Source organism: Paenibacillus solanacearum (genome assembly GCF_910593845.1).
Lineage (GTDB): Bacteria > Bacillota > Bacilli > Paenibacillales > NBRC-103111 > Paenibacillus_G > Paenibacillus_G solanacearum.
Genome location: NZ_CAJVAS010000005.1, coordinates 238499 through 252880, shown reverse-complemented (window position 1 = coordinate 252880; position 14382 = coordinate 238499). Strand labels below are relative to the sequence as shown.

Annotated in this window: 13 protein-coding genes; 10 read left to right on the top strand and 3 right to left on the bottom strand. The window is 54.8% G+C overall.

Annotation, left to right across the window (positions count from 1 at the left end; all coding sequences use genetic code 11):
- The first annotated feature begins 199 nt into the window (after positions 1–199).
- Both KXG62_RS08810 and KXG62_RS08805 read left to right on the top strand, forming a co-directional pair.
- Positions 200–1633 carry a sulfatase family protein gene (locus tag KXG62_RS08810; RefSeq protein ID WP_218091570.1) on the top strand — a complete coding sequence of 478 codons (1434 nt, stop codon included), beginning with the start codon at positions 200–202 and terminating at the stop codon, positions 1631–1633.
- Between the two features lie 106 nt (positions 1634–1739).
- Positions 1740–3035, top strand: a complete 1296-nt coding sequence (locus KXG62_RS08805) for an ABC transporter substrate-binding protein (protein ID WP_218091569.1) — start codon at positions 1740–1742, stop codon at positions 3033–3035.
- Positions 3036–3139: 104 nt separating this feature from the next.
- Here KXG62_RS08805 and KXG62_RS08800 read toward each other — a convergent pair whose 3' ends face one another.
- Entirely contained in the window at positions 3140–3934 is a 795-nt protein-coding gene (locus KXG62_RS08800; protein ID WP_218091568.1) for an AraC family transcriptional regulator, read from the bottom strand.
- A 134-nt stretch (positions 3935–4068) separates the two neighbouring features.
- Between KXG62_RS08800 and KXG62_RS08795 the strand changes: the two genes are divergently transcribed.
- The 5 genes from KXG62_RS08795 (at position 4069) to KXG62_RS08775 (ending at position 9649) form a co-directional block, all read left to right on the top strand.
- Positions 4069–5175, top strand: coding sequence for a Gfo/Idh/MocA family protein (locus tag KXG62_RS08795; protein WP_246627356.1), 1107 nt, complete (start codon positions 4069–4071; stop codon positions 5173–5175).
- 268 nt (positions 5176–5443) lie between these two features.
- Positions 5444–6430, top strand: coding sequence for a LacI family DNA-binding transcriptional regulator (locus tag KXG62_RS08790; RefSeq protein WP_218091567.1), 987 nt, complete (start codon positions 5444–5446; stop codon positions 6428–6430).
- Between the two features lie 137 nt (positions 6431–6567).
- Positions 6568–7344 (top strand): 2'-5' RNA ligase family protein, encoded by a 777-nt coding sequence (locus KXG62_RS08785; protein WP_218091566.1) that lies wholly within the window; start codon positions 6568–6570, stop codon positions 7342–7344.
- 147 nt (positions 7345–7491) lie between these two features.
- Positions 7492–8346, top strand: coding sequence for a glycerophosphodiester phosphodiesterase family protein (locus KXG62_RS08780; protein WP_218091565.1), 855 nt, complete (start codon positions 7492–7494; stop codon positions 8344–8346).
- Positions 8339–9649, top strand: coding sequence for an ABC transporter substrate-binding protein (locus KXG62_RS08775; protein WP_218091564.1), 1311 nt, complete (start codon positions 8339–8341; stop codon positions 9647–9649). Before KXG62_RS08780 ends, KXG62_RS08775 begins: the two co-directional genes overlap by 8 nt.
- An 18-nt stretch (positions 9650–9667) precedes the next feature.
- Here the strand turns inward: KXG62_RS08775 and KXG62_RS08770 are convergent, their stop codons facing one another.
- Positions 9668–10561, bottom strand: coding sequence for a LysR family transcriptional regulator (locus KXG62_RS08770; protein WP_218091563.1), 894 nt, complete (start codon positions 10559–10561; stop codon positions 9668–9670).
- Between the two features lie 151 nt (positions 10562–10712).
- Between KXG62_RS08770 and thrC the strand changes: the two genes are divergently transcribed.
- Complete coding sequence (gene thrC, locus KXG62_RS08765) at positions 10713–11969, top strand: threonine synthase (RefSeq protein WP_218091562.1); 1257 nt, start codon at positions 10713–10715, stop codon at positions 11967–11969.
- On the opposite strand, the gene KXG62_RS08760 is transcribed toward thrC, so the two are convergent.
- Positions 11966–12160: a hypothetical protein gene (locus KXG62_RS08760; protein ID WP_218091561.1), complete on the bottom strand. Its 195-nt coding sequence runs from the start codon at positions 12158–12160 to the stop codon at positions 11966–11968. The two genes, thrC and KXG62_RS08760, sit on opposite strands and share 4 nt — an antisense overlap.
- 86 nt (positions 12161–12246) lie before the next feature.
- Here KXG62_RS08760 and KXG62_RS08755 point away from each other — a divergent pair, with 86 nt between their 5' ends.
- Positions 12247–13773, top strand: coding sequence for an MDR family MFS transporter (locus tag KXG62_RS08755; RefSeq protein WP_218091560.1), 1527 nt, complete (start codon positions 12247–12249; stop codon positions 13771–13773).
- A 12-nt stretch (positions 13774–13785) separates the two neighbouring features.
- Positions 13786–14346 (top strand): PadR family transcriptional regulator, encoded by a 561-nt coding sequence (locus KXG62_RS08750; RefSeq protein WP_343223451.1) that lies wholly within the window; start codon positions 13786–13788, stop codon positions 14344–14346.
- Positions 14347–14382: the final 36 nt, after the last annotated feature.

Below are 14382 nucleotides of genomic sequence, written 5' to 3'. Positions count from 1 at the left end.
TTTGACGGAAGGGCTTGTCTCTGCGGATTGGATATCCGGGGCAAGCCCTTTCTTCGGTTTATCTTCAAGGTTACTCCGTTAATCGAAAATGAAACATAGGTAATCGGTTGAGTTATATATTAGCGGAGGAATTCATGATATATTTTGACACAACATCGTATACAGCATCTTACATCTCACATCTACGGAGGTACATGACATGACCGATAAACCGAATATACTCTGGATTTGCACCGACCAGCAGCGGTTCGATTCGCTTGGCTGCTACGGCAACCGATACGTTAAAACACCGAATATCGACAGACTTGCTTCAAACGGCCTGCTATTTGAAAACGCATACAGCCAATCGACGGTGTGCGCGCCGAGCAGGGGGAGCTTCTTGACCGGACGTTATCCGCGCACGGTCCGGCTGCGCAAGAACGGGCAGAACATCCCGGACAGCGAGGTGCTTGTGACCAAGCTGCTGCACGATGCAGGCTACACGTGCGGTCTGTCCGGCAAGCTGCATCTGTCCGCCTGCTTCCCGAGGGTATCTCACGGAACGGAGCGAAGAATCGATGACGGATACGATATGTTCCATTGGTCTCACCATCCGAAGGACGATTGGACGACCAACGAATACAGCCAGTGGCTGCGGGCCAAGGGCAAGAAATTCACTACACGGCCGGTGGAAGGCTGCGAATATGTGGTGTACGGTCCGGATGCGGAGGACCATCAAGCGGCCTGGTGCGCGGAGAAAGCGATTGATTTCATCGAAGCGCATGAGGGGAAGCGGCGGCCGTGGGCGTTCTCGGCCAACATCTTTGCGCCTCACCATCCGTTCGATCCGCCGGAGAGCTACCTGAAGCGGTATATGGACCTGCTTGACGAGCTGCCGCTGCCGAACTATTACGAGGGCGAGCCAGAATCGAAAACGAGCGGCCAGCGAAGAGACCATCAAGGGGCTTACGCCAATCCGAAGCTGTACCCTTTCAATAAAATGTCCGATTCCGATCACCGGTATTTGACGGCGGCTTACTACGCGATGGTCGAATTGATCGACGACCAGGTCGGCCGTATGCTGGGGGCGCTGGAGCGTACCGGACAGCTGGACAATACGATCGTCGTGTTCATGTCGGACCACGGAGAGCTGCTCGGCGACCACGGCGTTTATTTGAAGGGAGCGCATTTCTATGAGCCGTCCGTACACGTGCCGCTGATCGTTTCGTGGCCTGCCGTCGTCAAACAGCCTTCCCGTCTGTCCGCTTTTGTCGAGCTTGTCGATCTTGCGCCGACGTTCCTGGAGGCGGCCGGCATCGAGCGTCACCCCGGCATGCAAGGGAAATCGCTGATGAAGCTGCTGAGCGGCGAGACGGCGGAGCATCGCAGCGACGTGTATTGTGAAGCCTACGAAAGCAGCGGGAAGTACGGCATGGAATACGCGATGATGGTACGGGACCGCACGCATAAGCTAGTCATGTATCATACGCGTCAGGACGGCGAGCTGTACGATCTGGAGGCGGACCCGGGGGAAAGCCGGAATTTGTGGAGCTCGTCCGAGCACGGCAGCGTCAAGCTTCGGATGATGGAGCTGCTATGCCACCGCATGGCGGAAACCATCGATCCGCTGCCCGAGAAGCTTGCGCCCTGGTAAGGGGCGCGTAACGCTTTGCCGGTCATGAACATATGCTTATAGCTCTACTGGATGTGCGGCTCCAACCATTTTCCATATACAAATATGAATATCGGGGGGTACACAGATGTTGAGAAAGAAATCCAAGGTACTAATGACGTCTGCCATTGCAATGGGCTTGGCATTGACGGGCTGCAGCGGAGGAAAGTCCGGGCAGCCCGCGCCCGGCGCCAAAGCCGAGCTGGACCAGACGCCGGTCACGCTCACGATGGCGACGCTCGGCTCGGGCATATCGGATGAGGAATTCAAAACGATGATCGCCGACCCGGTCAAGGCGAAATATCCGTTCATTACGGTCGAATATCGCAAATACCAGCAAGGAGAAAATTTCGAAAGTATGATTACGGCGGGATTCATCCCGGATCTGATCTATTCGGGCATCCTCGACGTGCCGGTCATGCAAAAGCTGGATATGCAGCTTGATTTGACCCCGCTGATCAAAAAGCACGATGTCAACCTGAATGATTTTGAGCCGTCTACCATCGAGATGATCAAGCGTTACGGCGACAAAGGCCAAATCTACTCGATGCCGTTCTCTCTCGGCTTCCCGATTCTGCTCTATAACAAGGATATATTCGACCGCTTCGGCGTCGCTTATCCGAAGGATGGCATGACGTGGCAGGAGACGATCGAGCTGGCGCGCAAGGTGACGAAGACGGTGGACGGCGTCTCGTACAAAGGGTTCGGCACGATGGTCGCCGCGCGGCTTTCGTTGACGATGCTCCAGGAAAAGTATGACGCATCCGGCAAGGCGAAGCTGACGACCGACGGCTGGAAGCAGGCGATGGATATTTACCGGCAGCTGCGCACGATTCCGGGCAATGAAGGCAACCCGGGCGAGAAGATGTTCCGCGACAACAAGAACGTGGCGATGATGGCTACCTTTAACGGCGGGCTGGGGCTTCTGGAAGATAACTATAAAGCCGGCGACGTGTTTAACTGGGATATGGTCACCTTCCCTTCGATGCCGGGCAAACCGCTTGAGGTGGACACACCGCTGCAAATTTTGACCATTTCCGCGCAAAGCAAATTTCAGGATCAAGCGTTTCTTGCTCTGAAAGCGATTACAAGTAAAGAAAACCAAATGGCGATGTCCAAGGCAGCCCGTCCGGCCGTGCTGAAGGATGATGCGATCAAGAAGGCGTTCGGTCAAGACTATGCATCGCTGAAGGGCAAAAATATTGCCGCACCGTTCAAGCACAAGCATCAGCCGATCAATCGCGGCAACGTATACGACAACCTCGTCAACCCGGAAATTAACAAGGCGGCCGACGAAGTTGTGAATAGCGGGAAGGATATCAATACGGCGCTCAGGGAAGCGGAGGAGCGCGCCAACAAGTCGATTGCGTCTTACAGCAAATAATGAAACCTGCAAGGCTTTTCTTCGGTTGAAAAAATGCATCCCTGAATACACATTCGGCACAACCCTCGAGGTTTAACCGATGGAATTCTAGGGGTGCATTTTCGTTAACGGTTGCTCTCCCTGTATTTTCTTGGCGAGACGCCGAATCGCTTGGTAAACATGCGGCAAAAGTGCGTGTAGCTTCCGAACCCGCAGGAGTAGGCGACTTCTTCCATGGAGCGGGTCTCGTGCAAAATAAAATTGCGGGCCATGTTCAGCTTGACCTCGGCGGCATACCCCATGACCGAGATGCCGAACGCTGCTTTAAACAGCTCCGACGCCCGTGAGATTCCGAGTCCCGCATGGGATGCAATCTGCTTCAAGGTGAGCGGCTCCGTAGCGTGCCGTTCGATATAATCTTTCATTTTATTGGGCAAATAGTTGCTGCCGCTTGCATTCAGCCTCGTTTGGATGAACCGGCGGATATACATAAAAGTAAGGCGAATCAGGTAATCCTGAATGCTCGGATCACGGTCCTTCAGCTTGCGGCGCTCATAAACCAAATTTTTTAGCAAATTGAGAAACGGATCGTCCATCCCGATATGCAGTTTGCGCGGGTAATCTCCGAACGGAGCTTCCCCTTCGATTTTGCAGGTGAAGTAGTAATCTGCGCAGCGCACGGCGCTTACTTGCGCGTCTCCGCTTTCCGGATAGCCGGTTTGCAGGTGATAACGGTCGCCGGGAGAAGCAACGAGCAGATCGCCGGGCCGGTATTCCTGAACATGCTCATTGACAGCTATCCTGCTGCAGCCTTCGGACTGAAACCGGACCAAGCACACTTGCAATTCCCGCTTGGACGTAAACGGCTTCGTATGCACCGAATAGCCGCAGGCGAGTAAGGAACAGGGGCCAATATCCATACGAAAGCACCTCCTTCTCCTAGGCAAAAAAATCGGAAGATCCGCTAACTAAACGGAAGATTGTCTCTGTTCATCATACCTGCGGCCTATCTATAATGTAAAGGGACTTGATGGGATGGCCGGATGAGGGATACATGAAGAAACGATGGAATGAAGCGGAGGAGAAGAAGATGGGAAATAAGCTGAAATTCGGCGTTGTGGGGACGGGAAATATTTTCAGAACGGCTCATTTGCAGCCGCTGCTGGAGCATGACGAAGTCGAGATCATCGCCTTGTGCGACATCAATAAGCCAAAGGCCGAGAAGCTGGCTGCCGAGCACCGCATTCCTTATGTATTCAGCGATTACGAGCAGATGCTGAAGGAGCTTCCGGAACTGGATGTTATCGATATTTGCACGCCGAATTTGTATCATTCCAAGGTAGCGATTGCGGCGCTGAATGCGGGCTGCCATGTATTTTGCGAAAAGCCGGATGCCGTAAGTCCTGCAGAAGCTCAAAGGATGGCTGATGCGGCGCGGCAGTCCGGCAAGCTGCTGATGGCGATGCGCAATAACCGCTTCTCGCCGCAAGCCCAGTACTTGAAGCGCTATATCGCCGAAGGCCACGCGGGGGAAATGTATACCGGGCGCTGCGGCTGGCTGCGACGAAGAGGCATTCCCGGCAAAGGCGGCTGGTTCACGACCAAGGAATTGTCGGGTGGGGGACCGCTGATTGACCTCGGCGTTCATTTTATCGATTTGGCTATATGGCTGATGGGCAATCCGCGCCCTGTCGCGGTATCCGGCTCTACCTACACGAAGTTTGCCGGCAACGAGCTATCGGATTCGGTCCATTCGAATTTTGGAGAAAAGCAGGAAAACGGCACCTTTGACGTAGAGGATTTGGCCATTGGCTTCATCCGTTTCGATAACGGCGCATCGCTGCAACTGGAATTCAGTTGGGCTTCCAATGTGGGCGAGGAGATGAATTTCGTCGAGCTTCGCGGCACGAAGGCCGGGGCGAGCATCAAGAAGGGCGAATTGCAGCTATTCACCGAAACGGCCGGCCAGCTGTCCAATATAACGCCCGTATTCAAGGGTGCGAGCAAGCTGGGTAATCATGGGAAGCATTTGTACCACTTTATCGATTGTCTGCAGGACCGGGCGGAGCCGATCAATACGCCGGACCAAGGCGTCGACATGATTAAAATTTTGTCCGCACTGTACGAATCTGCCGAAACCGGCAGGGAAGTTCGTTTGTAGTGTAACGCAAATTGCAGCAAAGGGCCGTCGCTCCGTGACGGCCTTATTGGTGCGGTTGTGCAATCGCAAGGCGGATCTCTGCACCATTCGGAGTGGCTGTGCGTTGTTGCGTTGTCCCGATTGAGTCCCTTCGGCGTGTGCGGTCAGCTGCGCGGAGCTTGCCGATCCTCATACGATTAGCGGTTAATCGATCGACAAGTGGTTGACTTGGAAAACAGGATATGATACGCTCATTTTGTAATCGATTACTTTTCGTTGGAGATTAAATATGAGCTCAGTCAAAGAAGTGGCCGCGCGCGCGAACGTATCCGTAGCAACGGTGTCCAGAGTGCTAAACCATGATCCGTCCGTGAAGGCGGTCAACAGGCAGAAGGTTATGAGGGCGATCGAGGAGCTTCAATACAAGCCGAACGTGCTGGCCAAAAATTTAAGAAAGCAATCCAGTAATACCATCGCCATGGTCATGCCCACCATCGCCAATCCTTTCTACGCCGGAATCGTCAGAGGCGCGCAGGAAGCAATCCGCAACAGCGGCTATCATATGATTCTCGGAACGACGGGATGGCAGGCGGATACATATGAGAATATGCTCAGCACAAGCCAAGTGGACGGGATCATTATTTTATCGTCATGGGCGAATAAGAAAGTAATTCAAAAATTAAACGAGAACTATCCGGTCGTCATGTGCAACGAATATTTTGATGACATTCATATTACTTACGTTGCGATCGACAATAGGAAGGCCGGCTATGACGCGGCGTGTGAGCTGATTCGAAGAGGCTGTCGGAACATCGTGTACATTACGGGTTCCAAGAAATCAAGCTCGGTGGGCGATCGGCTGACCGGTTACAAAGAAGCGCTAAGTGAGGCGGGGATTGACTTTCGTCCTGAATTGATCGTCAAGCCGCACCAAGGAAACGGGGAAGACGGGCAACTCGTCGGGATATTGAACGAGCTTGTGGATCAAGGCATTGCCATCGACGGCTTGCTCACGCATTCGGACTTGATGGCTGCCTTCGTGCTCAAAGGAATCAGAGACAAGGCGATTCGTCTGGCGGAAGAGGTCGGTATGATCAGCTTTGACGGCACGTTTCTGACGGAAATATCTAACCCGGGCGTAACCGCTATCGTTCAACCGGCTTATGAGCTTGGATTTTCCTCAGTCAAACTGCTGCTGCAAAAAATACAAAATAAAGAAATCAACACAAGCGGACGGCATATTTTGGACCATCAGCTGGTTGTAAGGGAAACGTAAGATCAATTTTGCCGCCTATCATTAATAACATGAATGGTTCCTTATCGAAGCCGAATCAACTTTGATGAGAGCTATTCTTGCTTTTCGCCAAAAAGTAATCGATTACAAAATAATTGAGAAAAAGGATGGAATATCGCATGTTTCGCGTTACGAATCGGAAGATCAATGGCTTTCGGCCCGTATGGGCGCACTTTAACGGTTTTTCACTGTTGTTTGACAATCCAGGGGACAGCTACGCTCCGGCCGGCGGCAGCCCGGAGTTAGAACAAATGTTTTGCCGGGAAGAGGAAGCGGACACTTCCTTTTATAGCAGCTTGTGGGAGACGGCGAATGGACTGGAGCGGATGGCCCGAGATTATTTGTTCTGTTTCCTGCCGCTTCATTCGTACCACGTTACCGTCTGGGATGCGATAAATGATTTCAATGTGCACAAGCTGCCCGATCCGATCCGGCAAGAAGCCGAAGCACTGCTGGCGGGGCTGCCGAATTCCCGATGCAAGGAAAGCCGGCTATTACCGGTCATGTGCGCGGATTCCGGCTGGTTCGGCTCGGGAAGTCTCGCCTTTGAATTCGACAGGCTGGAGAACTGGAATAATAACGGCGTTGTGGCGACGCTCAAGCCAGCCGATTCCGAATCCGCCGCCATATTAAACAACATAAAGACAGAGCGGGTTAAATTGAACCGATTCGTTGAGGAGCGTTTCGGTTTTGCTACGGCAACGGAGACGTATAGGCCGCATGTTTCGGTCGGTTATTTCGCGAACAAAGAACAGGGAGCACAATCTGCCGAGACAGTGGAACAATTGAACCTCATGCTGGCGAAGGAGCTTAAAGACCGGAAGATCGTCTATTCCAGCATCAGCTTGTACGGAATGACCGATATGGAGACGTTTATAAGGAAGCGGCCGATGTGAAGGCTATATTGTAATCGATTATTTTTTATTTGATAAACGATAGGTGATTGTCCATAAAGTAAGTTGTTATACAGTATTTTTTTAAGTTATAAAAAGTAATCGATTACGAAATCTGTGGAGCCGAGATGGAATAGGAGGTCGAGCGCGATGACATCGCTGCAATTTAATGAAATATACGCTGCATTCAATGACCCGGAAGCCCGGACCTTGACGGTATCGCATCGGGGTGATTGGCGCCGATATCCGGAAAATTCGCTGGCGGCCGTACAGTCCTGCATCGATATGGGGATCGATATGGTAGAAATCGATGTGCGCAAGACGAAGGACGGGCATTTGATACTCATGCACGACAAAACCGTCGACCGGATGACGGATGGCACCGGCAAAGTATCAGATCTAACGCTGGAGCAAATCCGGTCGTTATTCCTTAAAGACGGCAAGGGAGGGGAAACGGCAAGGATAACCGGCATGAAAGTAGCTTTGTTGGAGGAGGTGATGCGACTCGCCAAAGGCAGCATCATGATCAACCTGGATAAATGCTGGGATGCGCGCGAAGAGGTATACGAGGTGCTGGTCCGCACCGGTACGTTGACCCAAGGCTTATTCAAGAGCAGCGCGGACTATGCGGAAGTGGAACAGTTTTTGAAGGGGAAGCCGACCCGGCCCGAATATATGCATGTGGTCGAGGAAGGAAATATCGGCCAATTGCCGAACGTATTGCAGATGGTCAGGCCGAAGGCGCTCGAGCTTGTATTTCCCGCGGACCCGAGTCCGGTCATCTCAGCTCCGAACTTCGGCCTGCTCATCGGACGTTACCGGATTTGGGTGAATTCGATTCAGAAGAAGCTTTGCGGCGGATACACAGACACGCCGTCAGGCTGGGAATGGATGATTCACTACGGATTCAATATGATCCAGACGGATTGTCCTTTGGAATTGAAGCAATACTTGGAAAATGGCGGGGATCCACAATTTAACCGAGGAGTGAAAAATCATGCTTAAAGGACGACGTTACCGATTCGGATCGATACTGCTGAGCGGCGCGATGTTACCCGCCTTACTCGGCGGCTGCATGACCAAGCAGCCAGCCGCTTCGCCGGAGAACAAGCCGGCCGAGCATCAGCCCGTGACGATTTCCGTAGGGGTTAAAACCCAGGGATATTTGACGGACGAAGAATTTCAGCGTTATATCATAGCGCCGGTAAGCAAGCAATATCCTTGGATTACGGTACAGAAGTTCATATATAACGCACAGGGCACGAAGTTGGCGGAGCTGGTGGCGGCCGGCAATGTCCCGGACATTGTCATTACGAATAATGTGAACGGGATGCCCGAATTTCTCGAGCTGGACTTGGCCGCGCCTTTAACGGAGTGGATTCAAAAGCATAAATTCGATCTGGCCAAAATCGAGACGCAGGCCGTCGAAGCGGTCAAAGCCGCCACGCAAACGAATGATTTGGCTGCGCTGCCATATGCCCGAAACTTTCAAACGCTTTATTATAACAAGGACATTTTCGATAAATTCGCCGTTCCGTATCCGAAGGACGGGATGACCTGGGAGCAGGCCACAGAGCTTGCCAAGCTCGTAACCCGAAACGACAACGGCACGCAATACCGCGGACTGGAACCGAATGTCCCGGAACGGCTCGCTTCGCAGCTTTCGCTGCCTTTTGTCGACCCGAAGACGAACAAAGCGGCGCTGAACACACCGGAGTGGAAGCAAGTCATGGAGCGGATGATTGCCATTCATTCGATTCCCGGAAACGAGCAAATCTCATTTAATAAAGAAGCCGCAGAGCTGTTTTACAAGAAACGGACGCTGGCCATGCTGGCCGATATTAATTTATTCGGCGATTTAAGCCAATTCCAGGATTTGAATTGGGACATGGCCTCCTTCCCTGTCTGGCAAAAGCTGCCGGGCGTCAGCCCCGGAATCGACGCACACTTAATGGTGCTTTCCAAGACAAGTTCCAAGAAGGAGGACGCTTTCCGGGTAATGTCCGCCATCTTATCGGACGAAGTGCAGATGGATATGTCCAGGCAGGGAAGATACAGCGTATTGAAAGATCCGAAGGTGAAAGAAGCTTTCGGTAAAGACCTGACTTATATGGTGGGGAAAAATGTGAAAGCCGTCAATATGACACCTGCCAGTCCGTATCCACAGACGGTGTACGACACGCAAGGGATTAGCGCAGCCCGAGCCGCGCTGACTGCGACCGTAAAAAATGGGAAAGACGTCAACACGGCGCTAAGAGAAGCGAACGAGACGTTTGACAAAAAAATTGAAGAATTGAAGAAGAAATAGCGGCGACTTGATCGCCGCCTACGATTCTTCACGGGGGCGCATGATGATATTCATCAGCGCCTCCGCCGGTTTGGACAACGTCTCCTGCTCCCGCGTATACACGGCAATCGGATTGACGGCTTCGACTTCCCGCACAAAGACGCGGGCGACATCGCCGCGCTGCACATCCTCCCGCACTTCCGCCGCCGAGGCGAAGATGACGCCATACCCCGCCTTCACCGCCCTGACCGCCTCATTCATACCGTCCCATTCCACCGCCGCCGCGGGCGGTTTCAGATTGGCCGTCCGGCACAAGGCCAGCAGCATCTCGCGCGTACGGCTTCCTTCTTCCCGCATGACGAACGGTTCGCGCAAAATTTCCGCAAGGGACGACTCCCGATCCGCCAGCCGGTGACCGCGCGGGACGACAAACCACATTGGATCTTCGAACAGAACGCGCCGGGCGATGCCCGGTTCGGGCTCGGCCCCTCCGCCGATCACCGCCAAGTCGGCTTCGTATCGCATCAGCCGTTCCATTGCTTGGCGCGTGTTGGCCGTATGCAATATGACGCGCACATCGGGATAATCCGATTTGAAAGCAGCGATCCAGCCAGGCAGCAAAAAGTTGGCCGGCAAATACGTAGCGGCGATGCGCAGCTTGCCGGTGCGGCCTTCCTTGTAATCGGCGATCAGACGCTCGACCTCCGTCTCCAGCGAGAACAGCCGGTCCGCCTGGGCCGCAACCCATTCGCCTGCTTCCGTCAGCCCTATGCCGCGGCCTTTCGGAGCGATAAGGGAGAGGCCGAGCTCGTTCTCCAGATTGCGGATTTGGGCCGTTACCGCCGGCTGGCTAATGCGCAGCGCTTCGGCAGCACGGGTCACGCTGCCGCCGTGCGCAACGGCGCGAAAGACGCTGAGCGCATGAAGATTCATAGCGGATGCCTCCTTCCTGTCTTGGGATAAATCATAATTTTAATTTATGAATTACAAAATAACTTATATTTTATTTATGAAACGATTTCCTTTATTGTAGTTCATAAGCAGGAGCAAAACAACGCAATGACACTTTAAGGAGGTTCGAAATATGCAGTTGACATGCATCGATTGCGACCGGTTATGGGAGTTACATCAACCGCGCATCCGCTGCGCCTGCGGCGGCTTGCTGCAAATTGAGCAGCAGTGGAAGCGGCTTGACGCCGACCGGCTGAAGCGTCTATTCCATGCGAGGCTTGCGGAGCGGATGACGCCTTACGCGAGCGGCGTCTGGCGCTACAAGGAATTGATTCATCCCGAGCTGCCGGACGAAGCGATTGTAACCCGATACGAAGGAAATACAGGATTGTATGATGCGGCGGCGACCGCCCGGTTTGCCGGGGTGCGCCGCGTGCTGCTGAAGGCGCAGAGCGAGAACCCGAGCGGCTCGTTCAAGGATAACGGAATGACCGTCGCCGTCTCGCACGGACACGCGCTCGGAATGAACCGGTTTGCCTGCTCCTCCACCGGCAATACGTCCTCGTCGCTGGCGATGTATGCGGCCTGGTGCGGCAAGACGTCGTACGTGTTCGTTCCCGAGGAGGGCGTGGCGGACGGCAAAGTGCTGCAGACGCTGGCTTACGGCGGCAAGCTCGTCCGCTTCCCCGGAACGTACGACGACGGCCTGCGTTTTCTGGAGGCGCATGCGGATGAATTCGGACTGTATGTCTGCAACTCCGTCAATCCACTGCGCATCGAAGGGCAGAAGAGCATCGTATTTGAAATCGCCCAGCAGCTCGAATGGTCGATGCCGGATTGGATCGTCGTCCCGGGCGGTGCGCTCAGCAACGCTGCGGCACTCGGCAAAGGGCTGCAGGAGCTGCAAGCGATCGGCCTGATCGAGACCGTGCCGCGAGTAGCGATCGTGCAGGCGGAAGGCGCGAGCCCGTTCCATCGCATGGTGGAGGCCGGTGAGCGGACGCTGACACCGGAGCCGCGCCTGTCCACGCGGGCCAGCGCGCTCAACATCGGAAGCCCGCCGAGCTGGAAGAAGGCGCTGCGGACGCTGGAGCACACGAACGGCGTGACGGTAACCGTCACAGACGAGCAAATCTTCGCGGCCAAGCAGGTCATCGACCGCTCGGGCATCGGCTGCGAACCGGCGTCAGCCGCAACGGTGGCCGGCTTGAAGCGGCTGGCGGCGGAGCGGATCATCGACAAGGACGAGACGGCGGTGTGCATCTTGACCGGGCATCTGCTGAAAGATGCCGAGGCTTTGGCGGGCTATGCGGGGAGAACGCCGGAGGCGCTGGAGCTTCGCATGCGGGAGCGGATGCTGGATAGGGCGTCGGTCGATCGTCGCCTTTAAGCGCCGCTGCAGCCGAAGCGGATGTCATGGGGGGCACGTCCCTCCGTCCAACGTACGCATACCGCTTCGCGCGCGTTGGAATGAATGGCAGCCGCGGGAAGGGAAGCGCGGTGATGCCCGAACAGCAGCAGAAGGATGCTGTGAAGGAAACAGTGCGGAGTCAGGAGACTCGCTTCGCACTGTTTTTTCATGACAAATAAATCGTTGATTATCTATTCAAATTTGAATATAATAATTTCCATTATTGACTATATGGATTGATAAGAGGAGCGCTGGCATGAATACGAAACAAAGCAAGACCGGGTTTGTCATTGCCGGGCTGCTGCTCGGCATCCTGATGGCGGCCATGGACAATACGATCGTTGCAACGGCAATGGGGACGATTGTGGCCGAGCTGGGAGGCATGGAGCAGTTCGTCTGGGTGACCTCCGCCTACATGGTGGCCGTGATGGCCGGTACGCCGATCTTCGGCAAGCTGTCCGACATGTTCGGACGCAAACGATTTTTTATTTTTGGCATGGTGCTGTTTCTCGTCGGTTCGGCGCTTTGCGGCACGGCGAACAGCATCGTTCAGCTCAGCATTTACCGTGCGGTCCAAGGGATCGGCGGCGGCGCGCTGATGCCCATTGCGTTCACGATCGTGTTCGACATTTTCCCGCCGGAAAAACGCGGAAAGATGGGCGGGCTGTTCGGCGCTGTCTTCGGCATCTCGAGCATATTCGGACCGCTGCTCGGCGCGTATATTACCGAATATATCGGATGGAACTGGGTGTTCTACATTAACCTTCCGATCGGCGTCGTTGCGCTTACGTTCATTGGCGCCTTCTACCATGAGTCGCTCAAGCACACGAAGCAAAGCATCGACTGGTTCGGCGCGGCCACCCTCGTAGCCTCCGTCGTCTGCCTGATGTTCGCACTGGAATTGGGCGGACAGAAGTATGCATGGGGCTCGTTTGCCATCATCGGCTTGTTCGCCGCGTTTGCCGTGCTGTTCGTGGCGTTTCTCGTGGCGGAGACCCGGGCGAGCGAACCGATTATTTCGTTCGCCATGTTCAAACAGCGGTTGTTCGCCTCCAGCAATGCGGTGGCGCTGCTGTACGGCGCAAGCTACATCGTCGCCGCGATTTACATTCCGATCTATGTGCAGGGCGTCTTCGGCGGATCGGCGACCAATTCGGGGCTGATCTTGATGCCGATGATGCTCGGTTCCGTGGTCGGCAGCCAGACGGGCGGTTTTTTCACAGCCAAAACAAGCTTCCGCAACATTATGATTTTTTCCGCCGTTTGCTTCGTTCTCGGGATCCTGCTGCTGGGCACGATTACGCCGGAGACATCGCGGATGCTGCTGACGCTGTACATGATTTTGACCGGCTTCGGCGTCGGGTTCTCGTTCTCGGTGCTCAGCATGGCGTCGATTCATAACTTCGACATGCGGCAGCGCGGTGCCGCGACGTCGGCCAACTCGTTCCTCCGCTCGCTCGGCATGACGCTTGGCATTACCATCTTCGGCATCATTCAGCGGAACGCCTTTGCGTCCGGCATAGCGGATGCGTTCGCCGGCGGAGGCGGTCTGCCTGGCGGCAAGCTCGGCGATCCGCGCGATATGCTGTCGTCGGAGAAGCGGGCGCTGATCCCGCCCGACGTGCTGAACCAGATAACGGATACGCTGTCGTCGTCGATCGCGCAAACGTTCATGTGGGCGCTGCTTCCCGCATTGCTTGCGGCCGTCTTCGTATTCATGATGGGCAGCGAGCGGGTCAAGCCGGCGGAAAGCCCGCCAGTGCCGGAAGCAAGCAGGGGGTGAGGCGCGGTGTCGATGAGATTGGCCATCCTTGGGCTGTTAATCGAGGGTGACGCGCATCCTTATGAAATGACGCAAAAGATGAAAGAGCGCGAAATGCACCGCTATACGAAGCTGCAGATGGGGTCGCTCTATTATGCTGTCGATCGGCTGGCGGAGGAAGCGTGCATCGAGACCGTCGAGATTGTGAAGGATGCCGGACGCCCGGACAAAACGATATACCGTATAACGGAAAAAGGGCGTCAAGAGTTCGACAGGCTGCTGCTGCGCGTCTTTGCGGAATACGAGCCGGTAAAGCACCCGCTGTATATGGCGCTCGTCTTCGCCGATCACGGCGACCAGCAGAAGCTCGCGGAGCTGCTGGACTCGCGCGTCCGAAAGTGCGAGAAGGCGATGAAGGCGCTGCACGATGTGTATACGGACCATATCGGCATCGTGCCGAAATCGGCGCTGCACATGATGGTCGGCGGATATGAGCACGCCAAGACGGAGCTGCGCTGGTTGAAGCGGCTGCGGGACGACGCGAGGGAAGGCCGGCTCGGCGACAAGGGCGTACCGATCGAGTTCACGGTGTAGCAAAAAAAAGGAACAGCTCCTCGCGGAGGACTGTTC

Excerpts from the sequence above, each read along its gene's own strand:
- KXG62_RS08760 (WP_218091561.1), bottom strand. The coding sequence starts at position 12,160 with ATGAAAAAACAGTGCGAAGCGAGTCTCCTGACTCCGCACTGTTTCCTT.
- KXG62_RS08755 (WP_218091560.1), top strand. The coding sequence starts at position 12,247 with ATGAATACGAAACAAAGCAAGACCGGGTTTGTCATTGCCGGGCTGCTG.
- KXG62_RS08800 (WP_218091568.1), bottom strand. The coding sequence starts at position 3,934 with ATGGATATTGGCCCCTGTTCCTTACTCGCCTGCGGCTATTCGGTGCAT.
- KXG62_RS08770 (WP_218091563.1), bottom strand. The coding sequence starts at position 10,561 with ATGAATCTTCATGCGCTCAGCGTCTTTCGCGCCGTTGCGCACGGCGGC.
- KXG62_RS08780 (WP_218091565.1), top strand. The coding sequence starts at position 7,492 with ATGACATCGCTGCAATTTAATGAAATATACGCTGCATTCAATGACCCG.
- KXG62_RS08785 (WP_218091566.1), top strand. The coding sequence starts at position 6,568 with ATGTTTCGCGTTACGAATCGGAAGATCAATGGCTTTCGGCCCGTATGG.
- KXG62_RS08750 (WP_343223451.1), top strand. The coding sequence starts at position 13,786 with ATGAGATTGGCCATCCTTGGGCTGTTAATCGAGGGTGACGCGCATCCT.
- KXG62_RS08775 (WP_218091564.1), top strand. The coding sequence starts at position 8,339 with ATGCTTAAAGGACGACGTTACCGATTCGGATCGATACTGCTGAGCGGC.
- KXG62_RS08810 (WP_218091570.1), top strand. The coding sequence starts at position 200 with ATGACCGATAAACCGAATATACTCTGGATTTGCACCGACCAGCAGCGG.
- KXG62_RS08790 (WP_218091567.1), top strand. The coding sequence starts at position 5,444 with ATGAGCTCAGTCAAAGAAGTGGCCGCGCGCGCGAACGTATCCGTAGCA.
- thrC (WP_218091562.1), top strand. The coding sequence starts at position 10,713 with ATGCAGTTGACATGCATCGATTGCGACCGGTTATGGGAGTTACATCAA.
- KXG62_RS08795 (WP_246627356.1), top strand. The coding sequence starts at position 4,069 with ATGAAGAAACGATGGAATGAAGCGGAGGAGAAGAAGATGGGAAATAAG.
- KXG62_RS08805 (WP_218091569.1), top strand. The coding sequence starts at position 1,740 with ATGTTGAGAAAGAAATCCAAGGTACTAATGACGTCTGCCATTGCAATG.